Annotated in this window: 18 protein-coding genes; 8 read left to right on the top strand and 10 right to left on the bottom strand. The window is 71.9% G+C overall.

Annotated features, from left to right (window positions below; translation table 11 throughout):
• The 5 genes from ACH5A8_RS31605 to ACH5A8_RS31585 form a co-directional block, all read right to left on the bottom strand.
• Complete coding sequence (locus tag ACH5A8_RS31605; protein ID WP_399007425.1) at positions 1 to 1521, bottom strand: Wzz/FepE/Etk N-terminal domain-containing protein; 1521 nt, start codon at positions 1519 to 1521, stop codon at positions 1 to 3.
• Positions 1518 to 2918: a Wzz/FepE/Etk N-terminal domain-containing protein gene (locus ACH5A8_RS31600; protein WP_399007424.1), complete on the bottom strand. Its 1401-nt coding sequence runs from the start codon at positions 2916 to 2918 to the stop codon at positions 1518 to 1520. The genes ACH5A8_RS31605 and ACH5A8_RS31600 overlap by 4 nt, the downstream gene beginning before the upstream one ends.
• Complete coding sequence (locus ACH5A8_RS31595) at positions 2915 to 4192, bottom strand: glycosyltransferase family 4 protein (protein WP_399007423.1); 1278 nt, start codon at positions 4190 to 4192, stop codon at positions 2915 to 2917. The genes ACH5A8_RS31600 and ACH5A8_RS31595 overlap by 4 nt, the downstream gene beginning before the upstream one ends.
• The gene (locus tag ACH5A8_RS31590; RefSeq protein WP_399007422.1) at positions 4182 to 5498 is read right to left on the bottom strand and encodes a nucleotide sugar dehydrogenase; all 1317 of its coding nucleotides are present in this window, start codon (positions 5496 to 5498) and stop codon (positions 4182 to 4184) included. The genes ACH5A8_RS31595 and ACH5A8_RS31590 overlap by 11 nt, the downstream gene beginning before the upstream one ends.
• 73 nt (positions 5499 to 5571) lie before the next feature.
• Complete coding sequence (locus ACH5A8_RS31585) at positions 5572 to 7050, bottom strand: sugar transferase (protein WP_399007421.1); 1479 nt, start codon at positions 7048 to 7050, stop codon at positions 5572 to 5574.
• Between the two features lie 589 nt (positions 7051 to 7639).
• On the opposite strand from ACH5A8_RS31585, the gene ACH5A8_RS31580 reads away from it, so the two are divergent.
• The 3 genes from ACH5A8_RS31580 to ACH5A8_RS31570 all read left to right on the top strand — a co-directional run bounded on the left by ACH5A8_RS31580 (position 7640) and on the right by ACH5A8_RS31570 (position 11930).
• Positions 7640 to 8170 carry a GNAT family N-acetyltransferase gene (locus tag ACH5A8_RS31580; protein WP_399007420.1) on the top strand — a complete coding sequence of 177 codons (531 nt, stop codon included), beginning with the start codon at positions 7640 to 7642 and terminating at the stop codon, positions 8168 to 8170.
• Between the two features lie 306 nt (positions 8171 to 8476).
• The gene (locus ACH5A8_RS31575) at positions 8477 to 9310 is read left to right on the top strand and encodes an RNA polymerase sigma factor SigF (protein ID WP_399007419.1); all 834 of its coding nucleotides are present in this window, start codon (positions 8477 to 8479) and stop codon (positions 9308 to 9310) included.
• A gap of 370 nt (positions 9311 to 9680) precedes the next feature.
• Positions 9681 to 11930 carry a SpoIIE family protein phosphatase gene (locus ACH5A8_RS31570; RefSeq protein ID WP_399007418.1) on the top strand — a complete coding sequence of 750 codons (2250 nt, stop codon included), beginning with the start codon at positions 9681 to 9683 and terminating at the stop codon, positions 11928 to 11930.
• Positions 11931 to 12141: 211 nt separating this feature from the next.
• Here the strand turns inward: ACH5A8_RS31570 and ACH5A8_RS31565 are convergent, their stop codons facing one another.
• The 4 genes from ACH5A8_RS31565 to ACH5A8_RS31550 all read right to left on the bottom strand — a co-directional run bounded on the left by ACH5A8_RS31565 (position 12142) and on the right by ACH5A8_RS31550 (position 15072).
• A complete protein-coding gene (locus ACH5A8_RS31565) occupies positions 12142 to 12471 on the bottom strand; it encodes an STAS domain-containing protein (RefSeq protein WP_399007541.1) in 330 nt (109 codons plus the stop codon).
• Positions 12471 to 13808, bottom strand: coding sequence for a PP2C family protein-serine/threonine phosphatase (locus ACH5A8_RS31560; RefSeq protein ID WP_399007417.1), 1338 nt, complete (start codon positions 13806 to 13808; stop codon positions 12471 to 12473). Before ACH5A8_RS31560 ends, ACH5A8_RS31565 begins: the two co-directional genes overlap by 1 nt.
• Positions 13808 to 14611: an alpha/beta fold hydrolase gene (locus ACH5A8_RS31555; protein ID WP_399007416.1), complete on the bottom strand. Its 804-nt coding sequence runs from the start codon at positions 14609 to 14611 to the stop codon at positions 13808 to 13810. Before ACH5A8_RS31555 ends, ACH5A8_RS31560 begins: the two co-directional genes overlap by 1 nt.
• Before the next feature lie 101 nt (positions 14612 to 14712).
• Positions 14713 to 15072 carry an STAS domain-containing protein gene (locus tag ACH5A8_RS31550; RefSeq protein WP_399007415.1) on the bottom strand — a complete coding sequence of 120 codons (360 nt, stop codon included), beginning with the start codon at positions 15070 to 15072 and terminating at the stop codon, positions 14713 to 14715.
• A gap of 333 nt (positions 15073 to 15405) precedes the next feature.
• Between ACH5A8_RS31550 and ACH5A8_RS31545 the strand changes: the two genes are divergently transcribed.
• On the top strand, positions 15406 to 19575 hold the full coding sequence (locus ACH5A8_RS31545; protein ID WP_399007414.1) for a SpoIIE family protein phosphatase: 4170 nt from the start codon (positions 15406 to 15408) through the stop codon (positions 19573 to 19575).
• Complete coding sequence (locus ACH5A8_RS31540) at positions 19575 to 19898, top strand: STAS domain-containing protein (protein WP_399007413.1); 324 nt, start codon at positions 19575 to 19577, stop codon at positions 19896 to 19898. The genes ACH5A8_RS31545 and ACH5A8_RS31540 overlap by 1 nt, the downstream gene beginning before the upstream one ends.
• A 92-nt stretch (positions 19899 to 19990) precedes the next feature.
• Here ACH5A8_RS31540 and ACH5A8_RS31535 read toward each other — a convergent pair whose 3' ends face one another.
• The gene (locus ACH5A8_RS31535; protein WP_399007412.1) at positions 19991 to 20164 is read right to left on the bottom strand and encodes a CsbD family protein; all 174 of its coding nucleotides are present in this window, start codon (positions 20162 to 20164) and stop codon (positions 19991 to 19993) included.
• Between the two features lie 139 nt (positions 20165 to 20303).
• Here ACH5A8_RS31535 and ACH5A8_RS31530 point away from each other — a divergent pair, with 139 nt between their 5' ends.
• The 3 genes from ACH5A8_RS31530 to ACH5A8_RS31520 all read left to right on the top strand — a co-directional run bounded on the left by ACH5A8_RS31530 (position 20304) and on the right by ACH5A8_RS31520 (position 22554).
• Positions 20304 to 20474: a hydrophobic protein gene (locus ACH5A8_RS31530; protein WP_399007411.1), complete on the top strand. Its 171-nt coding sequence runs from the start codon at positions 20304 to 20306 to the stop codon at positions 20472 to 20474.
• A gap of 543 nt (positions 20475 to 21017) precedes the next feature.
• A complete protein-coding gene (locus ACH5A8_RS31525; protein WP_399007410.1) occupies positions 21018 to 21497 on the top strand; it encodes an ATP-binding protein in 480 nt (159 codons plus the stop codon).
• Between the two features lie 328 nt (positions 21498 to 21825).
• Positions 21826 to 22554 (top strand): SDR family oxidoreductase, encoded by a 729-nt coding sequence (locus ACH5A8_RS31520; RefSeq protein WP_399007409.1) that lies wholly within the window; start codon positions 21826 to 21828, stop codon positions 22552 to 22554.
• The last annotated feature ends 357 nt before the right edge of the window (positions 22555 to 22911 follow it).

Below are 22911 nucleotides of genomic sequence, written 5' to 3'. Positions count from 1 at the left end.
CTACCGCTCTTCCTGGTCGCTGTCCGGGACCCGCGCCGCCCGCACCGGCAGCCGTTCCGCGCGCCGCGGCCCCGTCCCGTTCTGCCGGGCCGTCCGCTCCTCGCGGCCGTACGGCGCGGTGTGCGGCCCGCCCCACAGCGTGCCGTCGGTCCGGTCACGCGGATCGGGGTCGATCAGCACCACACCGATCACCGCGATGGACTGTTCCGCGAGCTGCCGCGCCACGGTGTGCAGCCAGGCGGCGCTGCCGTGCCCGGCGCGCACCACGAGCACGGTCCGGGTGCCGAGGCGGCGCAGGTCGGTCCACGCCGTGCCGGGCGCCACCGAGCCCACCCCGAGCCGGCGCTCCTGGTGGGGGAGGGCCGCGGCACGGTCGTCGCCGACCACGGCCGGGTCGCCGGGCCTGGGCCGGCGGCCCGCGAGCCGTGTGCCGGGCAGGGCGTCGACGACGACCACCGGCGCCTCCGCCTCCAGCGCCCGGGCGAGGTCCAGCGCGATCACGCTCGCGCCGCGCGCACAGCCCAGTTCCAGCAGCGACACCGGTTCCGCCGAACCGCGCACGGTGCGGGCCAGGAACGCGGTGAGCCGTGTCCGCGCCGCCCCGGTCCGCCGGCGCCGCCACGGCCCGGCCGGGCGCCGGGGCAGCTCCGCGACGACCGAGGCGCCGAGGTGCGCCGCGATCTCCCGGCGCAGCACGGGGCGGTCCGCCACCACCGTGCCCACCGCGGCCACCGCGAGCCCGAGGGCCAGCCCGAGGACGAGTCCGACGGCCGCGTCGGTGGCGGCGGCCCTGGGCAGGGAGTGCCGCACCGCGCGCGGGGCGTCCACGATCTGCGTGCCGGCGACGAGCTGGGGCGTGCCGATCCTCGCCTCCGCGGCGCGCTGGCCGAAATCGGTGATCTGCGAGGTGAGTTCGGCCCGGCGGGCGAAGAGCGACTCCAGGTCCGCCGACGCCTTCGGCCCGCTTCCCGGCGATCCGTCACCGATCGTCTTGTTGACCTGGGCGAGTTCGTCCTGCAGCCGGCCGCGCTGGTCGAGCAGGGCCTTGGCCTGGGCGTTCGCGGCCTGCTGGATCCGCCGCACATGGTCCGTGACGAACGCGTCGGCCAGCGCCTCGGCCCGGGCCACGGCCTGCGCGTCGTTGTCACCGGTCACGGTGATCTGCAGCAGGTTGTTGGTCAGGCCCACACCCCCGTAGTCCCGCATGAAGTCCTCCGGCTCCTGCGAGGAGTGCAGGGACCGCAGGGCCTGACCGGCGATCCGCGTGGTCTGCAGCAGCGCGACGTCGGTGCGGATCAGCGTCCCGGGGTCGTTCGGCTGGTCCTCCTGATGCGCGACCAGCACCTTGGTCACCGCGGTCGGCGGCGGAGGCAGCAGGACCGCCACCGCGACGCCGACGAGCAGCCCCAGCAGCGCCATCGAGCCCCACAGTCGGCGCCGCCTGCGCACCGCCACCACCAGCGCCTGCAGGTCCAGCAGCGGAACGGCGGCCGGCGCCCGGGAAGTCGTACTCGTCGTCACCTCGAACCTCCCTTCGCGTGGTCGCCGACCGCGAGCGCGGGCACGGCGACATCCGCGGGCCGGCCGGCGGACCGCTTCGGCGAACGGGCCCGGACCGTGTCGGCGAGGACGACGCCGACGACCTCGTGCCCCGCGTCCGCGCACGCCTCGGCGACGCCGGCGAGCTCCGCCGCGGTCCAGTCGCCCGCGCTGAGCACGACCAGGGCGCCGGACTCGTCGCCCCGGTCGGGCACCAACGGCTCGGACACCGACACCCCCACCACCCGCAGCGCGGGGCATCCCCTGCTCGAAGAGCCCGCGAAGGGATCGCCGTCGGCCTCGGCGGCGAGCTGCCCGGCGGCCCGGCGGGCGATCTCGTCGCCCTCCGGGACGACGACCAGCAGCCGCCGGGCGCCCGGCAACAGGTCCCGCAGGCGGGCGCACACCCGCCGGTAGCGGATCCGCAGGCCGGCCTCGTCGCCGGACACCCGCGGGGCCGGTACGTCCCACCTCGTGTCGATGCCCAGCAGTCGGCGCAACCGACCCCGCGGGCCACGGCCGCTCGGCCGGCGCGCCCGCCGCCCACCGGGGACGTCGACGCTGCCCAGCACCGTCGAGCCCAGCGCCGCGGCGATCTCCGGCGCGGCGCGCAGCCGACGGCTCATCCGCGCGGCGGCGAGATGTCCGACGACCGCGAGCAGGAAGAACAGCAGCGCCCCGCCGGCGATGAGCTGCACCCGCGTCGGCGGCGCCTCGCCGGCCGGCCGGGCCGCCGGCCCCATGACGACCATGTTGGCCTTGTTGGACGCCGGGCCGGCCTGGTCCAGCTTGGTCATGGCGTCCTGCAGCGAGGTCCGCAGCTTCTCCAGATCGGTACGGGTCTGCACGCTCTCCACGGTGTTCCCCGGACCGGCCGCATCGGCCAGCTCCGTGATGCGGCGGCTGCTCTGCTCCACCATCTGCTGCAGCGCCTGGAGCCGCGTCGCCGCCTCGGGGTCGGTGTTGTCGTCCACGATCCGCGCGGCGAAGGTGACGAACTGCTGGGCCACCTGGTCGGTCAGCCGCCGGGCGCGCTCCGGGGTGTCGGACGTGCCCGAGATCTTGATGATGTTCCCGTCGGTGGCCTTCGCGCTCACCTTCTCCCGCAGCTCGCCGCCGCTCACCCCGCTCCAGCCGAGCGCGGTGGCCGCGCGGTCGACCACCACCGAACTGGTCGCGATCTCCGCCTCGGTCTGCAGCTCCCGCTCCTCCCACGCCCCCGGCAGCAGCACCGACGCCGACGTCGTGTAGCGCGGCGGGAACAGCAGGGAGGCGCCGTAGCCGGCGAGCGCGCCCACCAGGACCAGGACGATCAGAAGCCGCCGGCGCCGGCGGATGATCCGCCCGATCGTGACCAGGCGTATCGTGTCATCGCTCAACGGCGTGGCCTCTTTCCCTGCCCGGTCCGGTGCGGCCGCCGCGGAGCCCGGTCGCCACAGGCGGCGGCGTAGGCGGCGAGCAGCGACTCCTGCGAGTTGCGCCAGGACAGCGGCCCGCCGATCCGCTCCTGGCCGATCTTGCCCATCCGGGCCCGTGACTCCGGATCGTCCAACAGCCGCGCGATGAGCGCGGCGAACTCGGCCTCGTCGTCGTCGGGCGCGTACACGGCGGCGTCCCCGGCGGAGACGCGCGCCTCCTTGAGGTCGAACGAGACGATCGGTCGGCCCATCACCATGTACTCCAGGACCTTGTTCATGGTCGACACGTCGTTGAGCGGATTGCACGGGTCGGGGGAGAGGCACACGTCCGCGGTGGACAGATAGCGCACCAGCTCGGCGTCCGGAACCCGCCCGGTGAACTGCACCTGCTCGGCGAGCCCGAGCCGCCGGGACAGTTCCACCATCGCGTCGAAGGTGTCGCCGCCGCCGACGAACACCGCGTGCCAGTCGCTCCGCCCGAACTCGTCGCGCAGCTTCGCGAGGGCCCGCAAGGCGTAGTCGACACCGTCCTGAGGGCCCATCACGCCCAGATAGCACAGCAGATGAGGCTTGCCGCGCTTCAACTCCGGCTCGGGCGGCACGGGGTGGAACCGGTCGGTGTCGGGCGCGCTGCGCACCACGAACACGTCCGCCGGCCGGCGGCCGCCCCGGCGCACCGCGACGTCCCGGTAGCTCTCGTTCGTGGCGAGCACGACGTCCGCGGACCGGTAGGTCAGCCGCTCCAGCGCGCACACGGCCCGGTAGAGCAGGTCCTCGCCGCGGCCGAACCGGGAGAGGTAGAGCTCGGGCACCAGGTCGTGCTGGTCGAAGACGAACCGCGCGCCGCGCCGCTTCAGCCACAGCGCCGGCAGGAACAGCAGGTCGGGCGGGTTGCAGGCATGGACCACGTCGACCGGGCCGACCTTGCGGGCCAGCCGCGCCGTGTGCCACAACGCCGATCCGTACTCCCGCAGATATCCGGCCGGCCCCCCGGTGGCCGCGCGCAGCGGATAGCGGTGGATCCGCACCCCGTCGATCTCCGCCTCCGCCTCCGTGTCCCGCTTGCTCCCCCGGGGGCAGATGACGTGCACCTCCCAGCCCGCGTCGCGCAGCGTCGTGCACTCCTGCCACACCCGCCGGTCGAACGGCACCGACAGGTTCTCCACCAGGACCAGCGCGCGCCGCTCCCGCCGGCCGCCGCCGGCCGTGTCACCGAACGTCCTGTCACCAAGCAAGGCCCACGTATCCCGGTTCGGCCCGGCGCGCCTCGGCGTCGGGAAGGCGGACGAGGTCGACGATCAACGGGCCGTCACCATGGGGCAGCGCCGACAGCACGGCCGGATCCCTGGTCCCGACCAGGCACACCTCGGCGTGTTCGAGCACCTCCTCGACGGAGTCGGCGAGCAGCTGCGCGAGATGCGGCAGCCGGGTCTCGACGTATTCGCGGTTCGCGCCCAGCAGCCGGGACAGGCTCACGTTGGCGTCGTGGATCCGCAGGTCGTACCCCTTGCCGAAGAGCCTCTCCGCGAGCTCCACCAGAGGGCTCTCGCGAAGGTCGTCGGTGCCGGGTTTGAAGGACAGCCCGAACAGCCCCACCCGGCGCTTGCCGGTCCGCTCGACCAGCTCCACCGCCCGCTGCAGATGATCGGAGTTGGAGGGCAGCACATGGGCGAGGATGGGCACCGACACATCGGCCCGCCGCGCCGCGTGGACCAGGCTGCGCAGGTCCTTGGGCAGGCAGGACCCGCCGAAGGCGAAGCCGGGCCGCAGGTATGCGGGGCTGATGTTCAGCTTGCGGTCGGCCAGGAACACGTCCATCACCTGGTGCGAGTCCACCCCCAGCGCCTGGCACACCGCGCCCAGCTCGTTCGCGAAGCCGATCTTCAGGCCGTGGAACGCGTTGTCCGCGTACTTGATCGCCTCGGCCGTCGGGACCGGCACCCGGAACACCTCGCCGGGCAGACCCTCGTACAGCGCCGTCACCGCGTCGCCGCTCGCCGTGTCGAGCTCGCCGATGACGGTCTTGGGCGGGTCGAAGAAGTCCCGCACACTCGTGCCCTCGCGCAGGAACTCCGGGTTGACCGCGACCCCGATGTCCACCCCGGCCGTGCCGCCGACGTGCTTCTCCAGGATCGGCACCAGCAGGTTCAGACAGGTGCCCGGGAGCATGGTGCTGCGGAACACGACCGTGTGCCGCCCGCCCCGCTCGGCCAGCGCGGCGCCGATCTGCTCGGTGACCCGTTCCAAGTACGTCGTGCACAGGCTGCCGTTGGGCTCCGACGGCGTGCCCACGCAGACCAGCGACACCTCACTGTCCGCGATCGCCTCGCGGACGTCGCCGGTGGCGCGCAGCGCTCCGGTCCCGACCACCTCGGCGATGAGCTCGCCGATCCGCTCCTCGACCACCGGGGCCCTGCCGTCGTTGACCAGGTCGACCTTCACCTGGCTCACGTCCACCCCGACGACCTGGTGCCCCATGCTCGCCAGGCACGCGGCCGACACGCAGCCCACGTAGCCGAGCCCGAAAACACTGACCCTCATGACCCGTTCCTCCCCCCAGGCAGGCCGCCACGGCCCGCGGTCCGCGTACCGGCCCGACGACGTCCCCCGCGCATCAGTAGGCCCCCTGCCCGTGGAGCACCGCACGCAGCGTCTTCCACAAGATCACCGTGTCCAGGGCGAGCGACCAGTCCTCCACGTACCGCAGATCCAGCCGGACCGCCTCCTCCCACGACAGGTCGCTGCGTCCGCTGATCTGCCACAGGCCGGTGAGCCCCGGCTTGACCAGCAGCCGCCGCCGGATGTCCGGGCCGTACGCGGCGGACTCCTCCGGCAGCGGAGGCCGTGGACCGACGAGCGACATCGATCCGGTGAGCACGTTCAGAAGCTGCGGGAGCTCGTCGACCGAGTAACGGCGCAGCACCGCTCCCACCCGGGTCACCCGGGGATCACGGCGCAGTTTGAACAGCAGGCCGGCGCCCTCGTTGCGGTCGGCCAGCGCGGCACGCGCCCGGTGGGCCCCGACGACCATGGTGCGGAACTTGAGAATGGTGAACTCGCGGCCGTCCTTGCCCACCCTGCGCTGGCGGTAGAAGGCCCCGCCCCGGCTGTCCGCCATCACGAGCAGCGCGACGAACACCATCAGCGGCGCGAACAGCACCAGGAGCACCGCCGCGCCCAACCGGTCGACGACCCCTTTGACCGCCCGGCGGCCGCCGGTGAAGGCCGGCATGCTCACCCGCAGCAGCGGGATCCCGAGCACGGCGTCGATGTGCAGCCGCGGCCCGGCCACCTCCATCAGCACCGGGGCCACGACCATCTCGGCGTCACTGCCCTCGAGGTTCCAGGCCAGCCGCTGCAGCCGGTCCGGTGACCAGTGCGGGTCCGGTGTGACCGCGACGACACGGTAGCCGTCGCGGCGCACGTGGCCCGCGACGTCGGCCAGTCGGCCGACGACCGGCACCCCGTCCAGCCGGCCGCCGCCGAGCCCGGGACCGTCCGTCGTGCACACCGCGTCCACCCGCCATCCCAGGTGCGGGAACTTCCGGGTCCGGGTGATCAGATCGCGCAGGGTGGCCGGACTCCCGGCGGCGAGCACCGCTCTCAGGCACCGGCCGTCCTTGCGCTGTTTGTGCAGCCACAGGCGCAGCAGATACCGCGCGGTCATGGTGACAAGAGCGATCGCGGGAATCGCGACGAAGATCCAGAGTTTGATGTTGCGCGAGGTGAGGGCGATTCCGCCCAGCGCCAGTACGACGGTCGCCGCGAACAGCGAGCGTCCGAGCCGTCGGAATTCCTCCGCGCCCTGGCCGAGCACGGCCGGAGCCCAAGAACGGCTCACCGCGAGCGACCCCAGCACCAGCAGTTCGGTGCCGAAAGCGAGAATTCCCCATTTCTCGTGCCAGTTGGCCGCGTCCCGGGCCCCGAAGAAATTGCCGATCCCCGCCACGACGACGGCGGTGGCCACGGCGTCACTGATGATCACGGTACGGCGGTACCGCTGCTCCCAGTCGATCGCGGGCCGGCTGATCGCCCCGCTCGCCAGACTTCCACGCGCCGACGGAAACGGGCTGACCACATCCCCTTGCCGCACAGAACCCCCCAGGTTCCCAGTGATTCGACGTGTTCGCCTAACACTGTTCCTCCCCCTCGGGAGGCCCCCGCCTCCCGCACCGCTCCTCCCCCGGAAAGGCCCCCGCCTCCCCGCGCACGGCACTTCGGACTTCTCCGGAGCCGCTCGAAGAACCCACCCTCGCGGCACCGGACGCGCATGTCCTGCCAGACGCCCGAGCCATGCCGGAACCCGTCGAAACCTCGGGTGCTCCCCGCACTCGAAGGCCCCTTCGGGCTCCGTCGGTCGCTCACCCCCACGTCCGGCGCCGGGGGCGCGACTGCCGGCTTTCCGTAGCGCCGGACCTATAGATCATTTGTCGTTCGTCTGGTGTCCGAACAGCTGAAGCATGGTCAATCTAGACCATCGGAACCGATATGAAGAGGGGGCGTGTGTAATTTGTGCTCAAGTTGCGTGAGTGGTTGGACGGTTGCACCTTCGACAACCAAGTCCCCGACAACCACTCACGTCTCTTCTTTCCTGGTGACAGCGATTTTCGTGATGATCAATTCAGGATGCGGCCGCCCGAAACCCGATTGCCGTCCCCCGCCCCCACGACTACGGTCACGCCATGACCAGCCCACCCTTGCGGACCGAGCGACTGCTGCTCACCCCCTACGTCCCCGAGGACGAGGAGGACTTCGTCACCCTGTTCCAGGACGAACGGGTGTCGCGGTGGATGGGCGACGGCCCCGCGTCCGAGGCGGACGACCGGGCTCTGTTCGGGCGGGTGTTCTCCAAGGTCTACGCGAACGACCTGTTCGACGTCTGGGCGGTCCGCCGTGACGGCGCCCTGATCGGGCACGCCGAGATCAAGCGGACGGACACCGTCGACGGTCACGAGATCATCTACGCCCTGGCGCCCTCGGCATGGGGTTCCGGTCTGGGCACCGAACTGGCGGAGGCGCTGATCTCCTACGGCTTCGGCCCCCTCGGCCTGACCGAGGTCCACGCCACCGTCGCCGCCCCCAACGAGGCGTCCCTCGGCGTGCTGGCCCGGCTCGGCTTCACCCACCTCAGGGACATCCCGGAGGACGACGGCGAGATCACCCGCGTGCTGGTCCGGCGGGCGGCCGAACTCCCGCAGCCCGACACCCGGTGAGCACCCGAACCCGTCCGGGACACGGACGCCCCTCGAACCGTTGACCTACTCACCCCCCGCCTGACCGACGCCGCACAGGGCCGCCCCCAACCGCGCGACGGCCGCCGTGGCCGGCTGACTCCCGCCGCGCGGTCGCCGAGGGGGCGGCGCGAACATGTTCGGTTCCCCGTCGGCCGTGGCGCCCGGCCCAGGAACCTGTGGTGAACCGAGGGATGCGTACCGGGAAGACGGGTATACGGCAGCGGCGACGGCCCATGGACAGGCAGAAGCGGGGCCGATCGACCGGGAGGGAAGATCATGACGGCGATGACCGTGCAGGGTGTCGAGCGCATGCCGGGCATGCCGCGGATCGCGGATCCGTCCAAGGTGGCGCCGAAGGACGCGAGGGAGCTGTCGAAGCTGTTCTTCGACCGGCTCGCGGTGCTGGAGGAGGGCACAGCCGAGTATCAGTACGCGCGCAACACGCTGATCGAGATGAACATGTCCCTGGTCCGCTTCGCGGCCGGACGGTTCCGCAGTCGCGGACCCGAGGAGATGGAGGACATCGTCCAGGTCGGCATGATCGGCTTGATCAAGGCCATCGACCGGTTCGAACTGTCCCGTGAGGTGGAGTTCACCTCGTTCGCCGTGCCGTACATCGTCGGGGAGATCAAGAGGTTCTTCCGTGACACGTCCTGGGCCGTCCATGTGCCCCGTCGACTGCAGGAAGCGCGTGTGCACCTGGCCCGCGCCACCGAGGAGTTGAGCAGCCGCCTGGGGCGGACCCCGACGGTCGGGGAACTGTCCCAGCTGATGAGTCTGCCGGAGGACGAGGTCGTCGAGGCCCGCCTGGCGTCCAACGGTTACCGGTCGGCTTCCCTGGACGCCGCCCTCAGCGGCGGCGAGGAGGGCGAAGCGGCCCTGGCGGACTTCATCGGCGACGACGACGCCGCCCTCGGCCTGGTCGAGGACTTCCACGCCCTCGCTCCGATGGTCGCCGAACTCGACGCACGCGACCGGCAGATCATCCACTGGAGGTTCGTCGAGGAACTCACCCAGAAGGAGATCGGCGAACGCCTGGGCATCTCACAGATGCATGTGTCCCGCCTGATCAGCCGCATGCTCGCCCGCCTGCGGGAGGGCATGCTGAGCACCGACTGAGCCCGTGGGCGGGCCGCGCCCGTCGCGGCGCGCCCTCGGCCTGCGGGACGCGCCGACGGCTCACCGTGGCGGACGAGGGAGCACTGCGTGTACGCCGACCGACCGCCCCGACGAGCCCGCGGCCGGTGTGCCGTGTGTCACGCGGATTCAGGACCGCTCTGGTTCGCCGGGTTTCCCGGACCGGGCCCCGCCATGAGAATCTGGAGCAGTAGGGGAGGAGTCCGGTGTTCCCGGTGAGGGTCGGAACTTCGGCCGCTCGGGAGGCAGTTGTGTCGCCGGTGGCCGATCGCGAGGGTGCGTCGCTTCGTGGGCGGCGCGTCACGGCCGGCCTGTGCGGAGCAGCCGGCGGCACAGCGAACGAAGGCCGGGGATGACGGGCGCACCGGAGGAGAGGACCGCCGAGTCCACGAGGCTCAGCCTCGTCGCCGACAGCGGGGCGGAGGACGATCTGCGCGCGTTGTTCGGACAGTCGACGGCCGCTTTCGCCTCACTGGCAGGGCCGGCCCACATGCTGGAGGCAGCCAACGCGGCGTTCTTCTCGGCGATCGGCGGCGACGGCAGACGCCGTCTCGGGATGCCGCTCGCGGAACTGGTGCCGGAACTGGCCGCTCAGGGCTTCATCGCGCTGCTCGACCGGGTCTATCGCACCGGTGAGGCCTACTCCGACCGGGACGCCCGCGTGCTGCTGGGCGACGGCGCCGACGCCCGGGAGGCCTATTTCGACCTCACCTATGAGCCTCGCAAGGACGCCGGCGGCAACGTGACGGGGGTGCGGGTGATCGGAGTGGAGACCACCCACGTCAAGCATGCCCAGCGGTTGATGGCCGAACACCGGGCCCTGCTGGAGCAGATCGCCCGCCAGGCGCCTCTCGAGGACGTGCTGGAGGGCATGGCGCGCACCATCGAGACCCTCGCGCCGGAGCAGATGCTGGTGTCGGTGCTCCTGGCGGACGAGGACGGACGACACCTGCGTCACGGGGCGGCACCGAGCCTGCCCGACTTCTACAACGAGGCCATCGACGGCATCGCGACCGGCGAGGGGGTGGGATCCTGCGGCACCGCCGCGCACCGGCGGGAGATGGTCGTTGTCACGGACATCGCCTCCGATCCCTTCTGGGACGACTTCCGGCACCTGGCCGAGAAGGCCGGTCTCGGCGCCTGCTGGTCGACCCCTGTCCTGGCGCGTGACGGCAGTCTCCTGGGCACCTTCGCCATGTACCACCGAACGCCGCGCGCACCGCAGGCGAGCGATCTCGCGCTCGCGCGCCTCTTCGCCGGAACCGCCGCCCTGGCCATCGAGCGGCACAGAGCGGAGCAGGGACGTCTGGCCGCGGAGGCGCGCGCCCGGGCGGCCCGTGACGACCTGGCCTTCCTCCTCGACGCCAGCACCGCCCTGGCCTCCGACCTCGACTACGACCAGACGCTCCAGCGGGTGGCCGACGCCTGTGTCCCGGCGCTGGCACCGCTGTGTGCCATAGACGTCATCGACTGCGGTCGGGTGCGGCGCGTCGCCGTCGCCGCTTCCACTCCCGACCGGCGCGAGCTGCTCTCCTCCCATGTCCCCGACTGCGGCGCGGCCGACGATGCCGTGGCCCGGGTGCTGGCGTCCGGCGCCACCGAGGTGGCCCGCCGCCCCCCGACCGGCCCGGGCCCCTGGCCCGAGCTGGAGGTCACCGGCTACCTGTGCGCGCCCCTGTCGGAGCGCGGAAGGGCGTTCGGCGCCCTCACACTGCTGAGCGCCGACGAGCGCGTGTTCGACGGCCACAGTGTCGCCCTGGCCGAGGAACTGGCCCGCCGTGCCGCCTCCGCCGCCCGCAACGCCCGCCAGTACACCCAGCGCGTCACTCTGGCCAAGGATCTGCAGGCCGGCCTGCTGCTGCCCGATCTGCCCGCCATACCCGGCGTCGACATCGCGGCCCACTACCACCCGGCGGGTGAGGGACTGGACATCGGTGGCGACTTCTACGACGTCTTCCCACTGGAGGACGGCAAGTGGGCCTTCATGCTGGGCGACGTCTGCGGGCGTGGACCCATCGCGGCCACCACCACGGCTCTGGTCCGGCACACCGCGCGCGCCATCGCGCCCCTCCTGTCCGGACCGGGCGCGGTGGTGAGGGCCGTCAACAAGGCGCTGCTCGACCGCCCTCCCAGCCACGGCACGGGATTCGTCACGCTCGTCTACGGCCACCTCACCCCGGACCGAGAGGGGCTGGAGATCGAGCTCGTGCGTGCCGGCCACACGCTTCCCCTGGTCCTCGGTCCGCAGCGGACCGTCCGCGCCGTCGAGGCGAGCGGCCTGCTGCTCGGCGTGTCCGGCGACTGCCGGGTCTCCCCCCACCGGCTGCATCTGGCTCCGCGGGAGAGTCTGCTCCTGTACACGGACGGCATCATCGAGGCACGCGACCGGGACGGCGCGGAGTTCGGCGAGGAACGCCTCGCCGACGTCCTCACCCGCGTCCGGCCCCGGCCCGCCGCGCACGAGATCGTCGACACGCTGACCAGGGCGGTGCACTCCTTCACGGCGGGCCGCGGCGTCGACGACGATCAGGCGGCCCTGGTGCTGACCGCCACCGGCCGCGGGACCGGCGCCCCCGTCACACCCCACAGCCCGGCCGGGTGAGAGCGCGAGCCGGGCGGCCGGACGCACCGCGGCCGGAGGCTGACCCGTGCGCGTCCGGGCGGGACAGGAGCACGGCGGCTCCTGGTCCCTCGCGGACCTGATCCGTCGCCTGCCCGCCCTCTCCACCCGGCGGTCCCCACCCGCGGGCGGGACGCCGGCTGAACGGTGGCCGCCGCCGACGCGGCCGACGGACAGTGTGCCGCGCCCGTGGTCAGTCGGCTCCCGTACCGGGACGGATGGTGAAGATCTGGTCGAGGCCGACGATGGTCAGGATGCGCAGGGTGTCGGGAGGAACGGCGGCCAGAGCGATGTCCGCGCCGGCGGACTGGGCGTGCTGACGGGCGGCGAGGAGGGCGGTGATGCCGGTGGAGTCGCAGTACTCCATCCCGGAAAGGTCCAGGACCAGGCACTGGGCCGGACCCAGGGACAGGCCTTCCACCCGCCGGCGCAGGGCGGAGGCCTGGTCGTAGTCGAGTTCGCCGATCACCCGCAGGACAGGACCGGCCGGAGTGTCTTCGCGGAGGATGTTCAGTGGGCTCATCATGGGTGCTTCGTGGCAGGAAGGGGGGAAGGACGGGTGGCGGGAACGCCGAGTGCGAGCAGCGCGGTGTCGTCGTCGACGCCGTCGCCGAGTTCCTCCAGGAGTCCTGCCAGCAGCGTGATGACCCGGTCGGGACCGGCGGGGGCGTGGTCGGCGGCGAACTCACGCAGGGCGTCGTCGCCGTAGAGACTGTCGCGGGTGGGGCCGGTGCGGGCCTCGGTCAGGCCGTCGGTGTACAGCAGGAGCGTGTCACCGGGGCGCAGTGTGGTCCGGGCGGTGGCGAAGGGGGCGGTGGGCAGGACGCCGACGAGCAGCCCGCCGGGGGTGGGCAGGAAGTCGGCCGTGCCGTCCGCGCGCAGGACGAGCGCCGGGGGATGACCCCCGGAGGCGAGACGCACGTCCACGCCGCCACCCGTGCCGTACTGGAGGACGCCGAAGATGACGGTGCAGTAGCGGGGGTCGCCACTGCCCGAGTACCTCTCGTGCAGGACGGCGTTCAGGGCGGTCAGAGCCGCGGCGGGGTCCGAGGCGTGCAGAGCGGCGGCGCGCAGGGTGTAGCGGGTGAGGGAGGTCAGGGCGGCGGCCTGGGGCCCCTTGCCGCACACGTCCCCGAGGAAGAACGCCCACCGGTCGCCGCCGAGGGGGAAGAGGTCGTAGAAGTCGCCGCCCAGCCGGTCGGGGGAGGCGGTGTGGTAGTAGACGGCCGTCTCCAGGCCGGGTACGTCGGGCAGGGAGTCGGGCAGCAGGGACTGCTGGAGAACGGCGAGCGCGTCCGCCAGCCGGGCCCGGTCGGCCTCGGCCTGCCGACGGGCCTCTTCCGCCTCCGCACGGGCCTCCTCGGCCTCCCGGTGAGCCTGCTCCGCGTCCTGGCGCCGGCGCAGCAGCTCCTCCTCGTACGCGCGCCGGTCCGAGGCGTCGAACACGGTGGTGCGGATCAGCAACGGGTCGCCGTCGCGGCTGTGTTTGACGACGGAGGAGACCAGCACCGGCAGCCGGCCACCGCCGGCGGTCTTCATCTCGAGGGCGATGCCGCCCAGTTCGCCTCGCATGCGCAGCAGCGGTGCGAAGTGCGTCTCGTGGTAGAGCTTGCCGCCGACGGTCAGCAGGTCGGTGAAGCGCGTCCGCCCCACCACGGCCTCGCGCTCCAGGCCCAGCCACCGGAGCAGCGTGTTGTTGATCCTGGCTATCGTGCCGTCCATCAGCGTCGACAGGTATCCGCAGGGGGCCGCGTCGTACAGCTCCTCCGCGCTGTCCTCCAGCAGTGCGGTGAACACCGCGTCCGTGCCGTCGTCACCGTCGGTCCCGGTCGGTTCCGGCGACCCGTCGGCCCGGCACATCACGGCAGTTCCTTGAGGAAGTCGAGGATCGCTCGGGACGTGGCCTCCGGGGCGCTCAGCTGTGGACAGTGACCGGTGGCGTTCAGCGTGACCAGGCGGGAGGAGGGAATGGCGGCGTGTACGTACGCGCCGACCTCGCGCGGCGCGATGACGTCCTGGGAGCACTCCAGCACCAGGGTGGGGACGGCCACCTTGCCCAGATCGTCCCTGCTGTCCGACAGGAACGTGGTGCGGGCGAAGACGCGGGCGATGTCGGGGTCGGTCGCGCAGAAGCTGTTCGTCAGCTCCGCGCCCAGCTCCGGCCGCTCCGGATTGCCCATGATCACCGGCGCCATGGCCGCCGACCAGCCCAGGTAGTTCGACTCGAGCGACGCCAGCAGCTCGTCGATGTCCTCCGCGCTGAACCCGCCCCGGTATCCGTCGCGGTCGATGTAGCACGGGGAGGGGGCGACCATCACCAGCGAGCCGATACGCTCCGGAGCCTGATCGGCGGCCAGCACACCGATCATGGCGCTCACCGAGTGCCCGACGAACGCCACGCCGGTCAGATCCAGGTCGTCGCAGATGTCGACCACGTCCTGGGCGTACCCCCGCAGATCGGAGTAGCGCTCCGGGGTCCACGCCGACAGATCCGAACGGCCCGAGCCCACGTAGTCGAAGAGGATCACCCGGTAGCGGTCGGCCAGCGCGGGCACCGTCAGACGCCACATGTTCTGATCACAGCCGAAACCGTGTGCGAGCATCACCACCGGCCCGTCCGGACGGCCCGTGACCACGACGTTGTTCCTGCGCCGAACATCCATGACGACCATCCTGCCACTGCCGGGAAAGGCGTCGCCCCCGCCGCCCCCCTCTCGGCCGTCACGGACGTGCTCGCGCCCCTCGCCGCGCTCAGGAGCGTGCCCTACTCGGACACGGAGGCGACGGCCTGCTCGGTGCTCGGATGAAGGGTGAAGAACTGGTCGAGCCCTGTGATGTCGAACACGCGCCGGAGATCGTCGCGCAGTCCGGCGATCGCGAGCACGGAGCCGGCGGCCTCCGCCCGGTGACGGGCCAGGACGAACACGGTCAGGCCGGTGGAGTCGCAGTAGAGCAGATCCGACACGTCGAGGATCAGGCCGGACTCGTCGAAGGGGAACTCGTCGATCGCCTGTCGCAGTGACGGGGCGGTGTGGTGGTCCAGCTCACCGGCGACACGCAGCACCACGAGGCCGGGGCGGCGGGGCTGTGAGGTGACGGTGAGAGTGCGTTCTGTGTCGGTCACTTGGCTCCCTGTCCCGCGGCATTCCACGAAGCGTCGGCGCGCCAGGGCGGTGGCGCACGGTGCTGGCTGTGCTGGTCCGGTCGAGCTCACTGATCAGCTGGTTTATCCTACGGAGTCGCATCGTCTCCGTGGAGAGCGGCACCAGGACTCGCGGCAGGGGAAGTTCGGATCCCTGTCCTTCATACGGCATCGTCCCGGACCCGGCACGGCGGCGCGGTGGTCGCGTGGGGGTGGTTCGAGTCCTCCCGCGAGGGAAACCGTGCGTGGACGCGGGACGGCGGCGTGAGCGGCGACCGGAGCAGGACCGGCCGGAGACGAACGAAGGAGTGTCGCGTGGCACGGCCCGAGAGCGCTGAGCAACAACCTTCGGGAACGGCGGACAACGTGTTCGCGGCCGATCCCGACGTGGGCCGTGACCTCGCCGCGGTGGACTGGGCGGCGACGCCGCCGGGTCCGCCGTCCACCTGGCCGCAGAGTCTGCGGACAGCGGTGAGCATCCTGCTGTCGTCGCGCTTTCCGATGTGGATGGCGTGGGGACCGGAGCTGACGTTCTTCTGCAACGCCGCCTACCGCCGCGACACGCTCGGCCAGAAGTACCCGTGGGCGCTGGGCCGCCCGGCCGGCGAGGTGTGGGCGGAGATCTGGGACGACATCGGGCCCCGGATCGACACCGTGCTCAGGACCGGACAGGCGACCTGGGACGAGGCGCTGCTGCTGCTCCTGGAGCGTTCCGGCTACCGGGAGGAGAGCTATCACACCTTCTCCTACAGCCCGCTGCGCGACGACGCCGGTCACGTGGTGGGCATGCTCTGCGTGGTCAGCGAGGTGACCGATAGTGTCATCGGCGAGCGTCGCATGACCACTCTGCGCGATCTCGGCTCCGATCCGAGTGTCATCCGCACCGAACAGGAGATGCTCTCGTTCGCGGGGCAGCAGCTGAGCCGCAACCGGCGCGATCTCCCCTTCACACTGACGTATCTGCTGGAGGCGGGCGGCGGGGCCCGGTTGGCGGCCACGACGGGCCTGCCCGAGGGGCATCCCGCGGCTCCGGCCACCGTGGCGTTCGACGACCCGGACGCGGTCTGGCCGGCGTCGGCGCTGTCCCGCGCCGAGACGACGCTCGTCCGCCTCGACGGCGCCCCGTTCACCGGTCTGCCGGCCGGTGACTGGGAGGAGCCGCCCACGCATGCGCTGCTGGTGCCGCTGCTGCAGCAGGGCGACACGCCGTACGGCTTCCTGGTGGCCGCTCTGAACCGGTACCGGACCCTGGACGACGGCTACCGGGGCTTCCTCGAGCTGGCCGCCGGTCACCTCGCCAACGGCATCGCCTCCGCCCGCAGTTACCAGACACAGCAGCGGCGAGCGGAGGAACTCGCCGAACTGGACAGGGCGAAGACCACCTTCTTCTCCAACATCAGCCACGAGTTCCGTACGCCCCTCACCCTGATCATGGGGCCGGTCGAGGAACTGCGCACCCGGCTGGAGCCGGCGGACCCCCACATCCGCCAAGAGCTGGACGTCATCTATCGCAACGGACTGCGCCTGGGCAAGCTGGTCAACACGCTGCTGGACTTCTCCCGCATCGAAGCAGGCCGGATGCAGGCCCGCTACGAACCGGTCGACCTGGCGACGGTCACCGGTGAGCTGGCCAGTGTCTTCCGTTCCGCGATCGACAAGGCCGGCCTGGACTTCCACGTCGTCTGCGCACGGTTGGACCAGCCGGTGCACATCGACCGCGGCATGTGGGAGAAGGTGATCCTCAACCTGCTCAGCAACGCGCTGAAGTTCACCTTCGAGGGCTCGGTCCGCGTCACCGTCGGCGAGGAGGACGGCCATGCGGTGGTCACGGTCGCCGACACCGGCATCGGCGTGCCCCGGGCCGAGCTGCCCCGGCTGTTCGAGCGGTTCCACCGCATCGAGAACGCCCGCTCCCGCTCCAACGAGGGCAGCGGTATCGGACTGGCGCTCGTGCGCGAACTGGTCGGCCTGCACGGCGGCGCCATCACCGCGGACAGCACCGAGGGCGAGGGCACGTGTTTCACTGTCCGCCTGCCCTTCGGCACCGCACACCTGCCGGCCGAGTCGGTGGCCTCGGAGGCCACCGGCGCCACCGTGAGCACCACCGCTGATCCCTACCTCCAGGAGGCGATGCGCTGGCTGCCCTCCGACACCGCCGGGGCCGTGATCGAGAACACCGTGACCGAACCGGCCGGGGACGCCGCGGCCCCTCTGCCGGTCGGTCCCGCCGCCCGCACACGGGTGCTGGTCGCCGACGACAACGCCGACATGCGTGAGTACCTCACCCGCATCCTGACCGGGGCCGGCTACGAGGTCGATGCCGTCGCCGACGGTCGGCAGGCCCTGGACCACGTCCGCCGGAGCGCGCCCGACCTGGTGGTGAGCGACGTGATGATGCCGCGCCTCGACGGCCTGCAACTGGTGGCGGCCCTGCGCGGCGATTCGCGGACCGCCTCGGTGCCGGTGCTGCTGCTGTCGGCCCGGGCCGGACAGGAGGCCTCGATCGAGGGCCTGAGGGCCGGCGCCGACGACTACCTCGTCAAGCCGTTCGCCGCGGCCGAACTCCTCGCCCGCGTGCGCGCCAACGTGGAGCTGGCCAGGCTGCGCGGTCACCACGCGCGCTGGCGCACCGCGTTGGTGGACTCACTCCAGGAGGCGTTCTTCGTCTGCGACGAGACCGGCGCGGTCATCGAGACGAACGCGGCGTTCACCGACATCCTCGGCTACGGACCCGAGGGACTGCCCTACGCACCGATCCACCCGTGGTGGCCCGACGCGGAGACCGACCCCGAGGCCCGCCGGCTGGTGGACGAGGCGTTCGACCAGCTGCTGGGCTCCGCGAAGGGGTCCTACACCATCCCCGTCAAGCACCAGGACGGGCACCGACTCTGGGTGACCGCCACCTTCGCCCAGGCCCAGGACCCCGACAGCGGCCGCGCCGTCACGGTCGGCACCTTCCGCGACGTCACCGCCGAGCACTACGTCATCCAGCGCGAGAGCGCCCTGGCCGCGCTGACCACCAGCCTGTCCCAGGCCACCAGCCTGCCGGAGGCGCTCTCCACCGCTCTGGGCGAACTCAAGGCCCTCTGGCGCGCCCGGTGCGTCCTGGCGGCCGTCTTCCGGCACGGCAGCACGCCGACGATCACCGCCACCGACACCTCCTCCTGGCAGGACCTGACGGCGGACCGGCGCCAGTCGCTCACCCGCCTGCGCGACCAGCCCCCGCTCACCCCGGTCGCCGATCACACCGGCGCCGGCATCGTGCTGGAGCACCCGCAGGGACCTCTCGCCCTGTGGATCGACCTCGGAGACAACCGCCCCTTCACCGGCGAGGACGAGCTCCTGCTGTCGTTGCTGGCCGGCCACCTGGCCCAGGGCCTGTCCCGCGCCCACCAGATCGACCAGCAGCGTGAGACCGCCCTCGCCCTGCAACGCGCCATCCTCGGCCCCTCACGGCTTCCGGACGGCTTCGCCGTCCGCTACGAGCCGGCCACCCAGCCGCTGGAGGTCGGCGGCGACTGGTACGACACGATCATCCTGCCCGACGGCCGCATCGGCATCGTCGTGGGCGACTGCGTCGGCCGCGGGCTGGAGGCGGCCACCGTCATGGGACAACTGCGCAGCGCGTGCCGGGCGTTGCTGCTGCAGGACGCCAGCCCCGCGCAGACGCTCATGGCGTTGGACCACTTCGCGGCCGGTATCCCCGGCGCTTCCTGCACCACCGTCTTCTGCGGTGTCCTCGACCCGGAGAGCGGCCGCCTGATCTACTCCAGTGCCGGACATCCGCCCGGCATCCTCACCCACGCCGACGGAGCCACCCACCTCCTGGAAGACGGGCGGTCGACCCCGCTGGCGGTGCGTCCCGGCACGACGCGCCCCGAAGCGGACCGTGTGCTCCCGGCCCGGGCGACCCTGCTGCTGTACACCGACGGACTGGTCGAGCGCCGCCGCCACTCCCTGTACGCGGGCATCGGCCAGGCCAGCGAAGCGGTCCAGGCCGGCCGGGACACCGCGGTGGACGACCTCGCCACCCAGGTCATGGACCGCCTGGCCCCGGCGGACGGCTACGACGACGACGTCGCACTGCTCCTGTACCGCCACCCGGCCCCGCTGGACATGACGTTCCCGGCCGAATCCTCCCAGCTCGCGCCCGTCCGCAAGGCGCTGCGCAGTTGGCTCGGCCAGTGCGACCTGCCGCCCGGAGCCGTGCAGAACATCCTGGTCGCCGCGGGCGAGGCATGCGCCAATGCCATCGAGCACGGACATCGCCATGCGCCCGGCGAGAGTGTGCGACTGCGGGCCGAGGCTCTCGTCGACGATGTGCGCCTGACCATCGCCGACTCCGGCCGGTGGAAGGCCCCACAACCCGAACTCAATGCCCACCGCGGTCGCGGTGTCGCCCTGATGCGTGCCCTGATGCAGCAGGTCACCATCACTCCTGGCCCGTCCGGAACCACCGTCGACATGCACATGAGGATTGCCTGATGACCACTCCGCTCACCCTCACAGCTGGTCGGCGCGCCGACGGTCGTTCTCGCCTGGCGGCCGTCGGGGAGATCGACATGAGCAACATCGGTGCCCTGGCCCAGGCACTCGACGACACGTCCGGCCCACTGGTCCTGGACCTGACCGAGGTGGAATACCTCGACAGCGCGGGGCTGAGTGTGCTGTTCTCCCATGCCGACAGACTCGAGGTGATCGCCTCCCCCCTCCTGGCGCCGGTCCTCGAGATCTCGGGCTTCACCGCTCTGGCCACTGTCCGCGGGCCGGACCGCGATGATTCGGACGACCTGCCCGCACGGGACTGAGGCGCTCGGAGGCCGGTCAACGAGAATGCCAGAAAGGGGCCACCTTGCCAGGGGGCCCCTTTTCTGAGGAAACGCGCGAAAAGGCGAGAACGTCAGTGCTTGAAGGCGTCCTTGGCCTTTTCCTTGGCCTCGCGGGCATCCCCCGCGCTCTTCTCGGCCTGACCCTGCGCGGCCATCCGGTCGTTGCCGAGAGCGCTGCCCACGGCTCCCTTGGCCTTGCCCTTGGCCTGCTCGGTCTTCGCCTTCGCCTTTTCGTCGGCACTCATGAAAGGGAGCCTCCCTGGATCATTCGTTCGCTGTCGCGGTGACCGGCTTGTGCCCCGGGCTCCCCGACACAAACGAAGCAACAGCCCAGGAATGCACGGGGTGATGCGGGGCAGACGGCAGGTCAGGAGGTCGATGACAATGGTTCCCCTTTTGCTGGTACTGCTTCTCGCGCTCATCCTTTTCGGCGCGGGTTTCGCACTCAAGATCCTGTGGTGGGTGGCGCTGGTCGTCCTGGTGGTGTGGCTGCTCGGCTTCGTCGTGCGCTCCACCGACGCGGGCGGCGGCCGCGGCCGCTGGTACCGATGGTGACCTGACACCAACCCTCTCCCGTAGGGCCCGGCCGGAATCCCGGCCGGGCCCTACGGGCGTGCTCCGGGCAGCGGAGGGACGCATCGGGCGAAGGCGTCCCAAAGCGAAAACCGGGTAGGTGCGTCGCAGTCGGGGGCGGGACGGACACGCGCGCCAGGAACCCGCGCGACCTCCAGGTCACGTCCTCGCCCCCGACCCCGGGGGGCGAGCCGGCCGCCGCGCGGGCACGGTCGGTGTCGGAGACATCAGGAACCGGCGGACCGTCCCGCCGGTGCGATGGCGGATCGATCTCCCCGCCGACGGCAGGACGTGGACGTCGTCGGGGGTGGTAGGGCCCGCCTACAGCCCGGCGTGGGCCGCTGTGCTTGCCGGGCTGGTCGCACGTCTGCCGCAGCTTCTTCCGCCGTATGGGGGATACTGGCACGTCGAGACCCTGGCTCGCGGTGTCGCCCCGCAGGGCGCGGGCAGCCGGTGGGGGGAGTCGTTCACCCCGCGAGCGGGCGTACGCGCGGGGTGGTGAACGGGGTAGTGAAGGCGGCAGCAGTGGAATCAGTGCCCGTGGGCGAGGACGACGTCGCGCCAAGGGAGCAGCACGTGCGCACCACGGTCGCGTTGGCCGGGGGCGGCGCCGACATCGCCCACGCCCGCGACCTGGCCGCCGCCTTCCTGGTCCGTGTGCAGGCGGAGCACGGTCTGCCCGTCTCCCGGCGGGCGATGGATCTGACGCAGTTGGTGGTCAGTGAGCTGGTCACCAACGCCCGTAAGTACGCCCCCGGGCCGGCTCTGATGGATCTGAGCGTCATCGGTGGCGTCGTGGAGGTCTCGGTGTGGGACTCCGATCCGGTGCTGCCGGTCGCCCGGGCCGCGGACGCCGACCGGGTCGGGCAGCACGGCCTGGAGATCGTGATGGCCGTCGCCCAGGGTTTCGAGGTCCGGCGGGAGCCGGTCGGCAAGCGCGTCATCGCCCGTCTCGCCCTGGCCGACGACCCCGGCGGCTCCCTCACCGGACGCCCGCCCCTGTAGCCCCTGCCGTCGGTCGCCTGCCGTGTCGGCAGCGCACGCGGGTTCCCGTTCCGCGCGCGCCGGCGCCGACCGGGCGACGGTGCGGCGGGTGCCGCGCAGCCGGACCGCCCGTCGCCGCCGCCCGGGTGCCGGGTCACCCGTCCGCGCCCTCCCAGGGAGCGACGTGGGGGCCGGGCCCCTATAGGTGGTGCATGAGCGCAAGCGGCGAGCGGACGTATCGCGTGGGCGAGATCGTGCGGCCCGTCGGCCGTGCCTTCCTCGCCGGCATCTGACTGTGCCGTCGGCAGGCCCTGGAAACCCCGCACATGGTCCGGACGAAAGGCATGTCATGAAGATCGCGGTGATCGGTGGCACGGGGCTGATCGGATCGCAGGTCGTCACCAAGCTGCGGGCCGCCGGACACGAGGCGGTGCCGCACTCCCAGTCGACCGGGGTCGACGTCATCAGCGGCGAGGGGCTGGACGAGGCGCTGGCGGGCGCCGAGGTCATGGTCAACCTGACGAACTCCCCGACCTTCGACGACGCTTCCCAGGCCTTCTTCCGCAACTCGATGGACAACCTGGTGAGCGCGGCCGACAGGGCGGGCGTCGGCCACGTCGTCATCCTGTCCATCGTCGGCGTGGACCAGGTGCCGGAGCTGGACTACTACCGGGCCAAGGTCCTCCAGGAGCAGATCCTGCGGGCCGGTCCGATCCCGTACTCGATCGTGCGCGCGACGCAGTTCATGGAGTTCATGGACGCCGTCATCTCCTGGACGGCCGATGGCGACACGGTTCGGCTGCCCGCCACGCCGGTCCAGCCGATCGCCGCAGCGGACGTCGCCGAGGCGGTGGCCGAGGTCGCCGCGGGCGCCCCGCTGAACGGCGTCCGCGCGATCGGCGGCCCCCAGGTCTTCGCGCTGGACGAGCTGGGCAGGATCACCCTCTCCCACAGGGGCGATCCGCGCACTGTCGTCACCGACCCCACCGCCGGCATGTTCGCCGTGGTCAAAGGCGACGTCCTGACCGACCGGAGCGCCCACCTCGCCCCCACCCGCTACGCCGACTGGCTCTCCTGACGCGTCGACAGCGCTGCGGCGCGACCTCGGGGCCCGCCGACCTCGCCGTCGGCCGTTTCTCGAAACAGTGGTGCCGGGGCGGCCGTCATGGGCGCTCGTCGGCGAACGTCTGCCCGTCTCAGGCACCGGGGCCGGAGCAGGTCGCCTCTGAGCCAGGGGGCCGGGGCATGTCCAAGAGTGGCGTCACTGTCCTCTTGCCTGACCGTTCGGCAGCCGGTTGACACGCGCCGCCGCGATCCGTAACATCCTTCGAGTTGTCCGGCGTGAGAGCCGACTCCGGTCGGTCCCCGGGCAGCCACTCCGCAAGTCACCACCTCTACTCGACGACAGTCGTGCAATGTCTGCCGTTGTTTCATT

Origin of the sequence: Streptomyces sp. NPDC018610 (genome assembly GCF_044391765.1) — a bacterium.
Taxonomy (GTDB): domain Bacteria; phylum Actinomycetota; class Actinomycetes; order Streptomycetales; family Streptomycetaceae; genus Streptomyces.
Note: the sequence above shows the minus strand (reverse complement) of the source record. Positions and strands in the feature narration are given on the sequence as shown.

What these genes read in the sequence shown, in the direction of transcription:
- ACH5A8_RS31590 (WP_399007422.1), bottom strand. Translation starts at nt 5,498, where the DNA reads ATGAGGGTCAGTGTTTTCGGGCTCGGCTACGTGGGCTGCGTGTCGGCC.
- ACH5A8_RS31580 (WP_399007420.1), top strand. Translation starts at nt 7,640, where the DNA reads ATGACCAGCCCACCCTTGCGGACCGAGCGACTGCTGCTCACCCCCTAC.
- ACH5A8_RS31575 (WP_399007419.1), top strand. Translation starts at nt 8,477, where the DNA reads ATGACCGTGCAGGGTGTCGAGCGCATGCCGGGCATGCCGCGGATCGCG.
- ACH5A8_RS31570 (WP_399007418.1), top strand. Translation starts at nt 9,681, where the DNA reads ATGACGGGCGCACCGGAGGAGAGGACCGCCGAGTCCACGAGGCTCAGC.
- ACH5A8_RS31565 (WP_399007541.1), bottom strand. Translation starts at nt 12,471, where the DNA reads ATGAGCCCACTGAACATCCTCCGCGAAGACACTCCGGCCGGTCCTGTC.
- ACH5A8_RS31560 (WP_399007417.1), bottom strand. Translation starts at nt 13,808, where the DNA reads ATGTGCCGGGCCGACGGGTCGCCGGAACCGACCGGGACCGACGGTGAC.
- ACH5A8_RS31555 (WP_399007416.1), bottom strand. Translation starts at nt 14,611, where the DNA reads ATGGATGTTCGGCGCAGGAACAACGTCGTGGTCACGGGCCGTCCGGAC.
- ACH5A8_RS31540 (WP_399007413.1), top strand. Translation starts at nt 19,575, where the DNA reads ATGACCACTCCGCTCACCCTCACAGCTGGTCGGCGCGCCGACGGTCGT.
- ACH5A8_RS31535 (WP_399007412.1), bottom strand. Translation starts at nt 20,164, where the DNA reads ATGAGTGCCGACGAAAAGGCGAAGGCGAAGACCGAGCAGGCCAAGGGC.
- ACH5A8_RS31530 (WP_399007411.1), top strand. Translation starts at nt 20,304, where the DNA reads ATGGTTCCCCTTTTGCTGGTACTGCTTCTCGCGCTCATCCTTTTCGGC.
- ACH5A8_RS31520 (WP_399007409.1), top strand. Translation starts at nt 21,826, where the DNA reads ATGAAGATCGCGGTGATCGGTGGCACGGGGCTGATCGGATCGCAGGTC.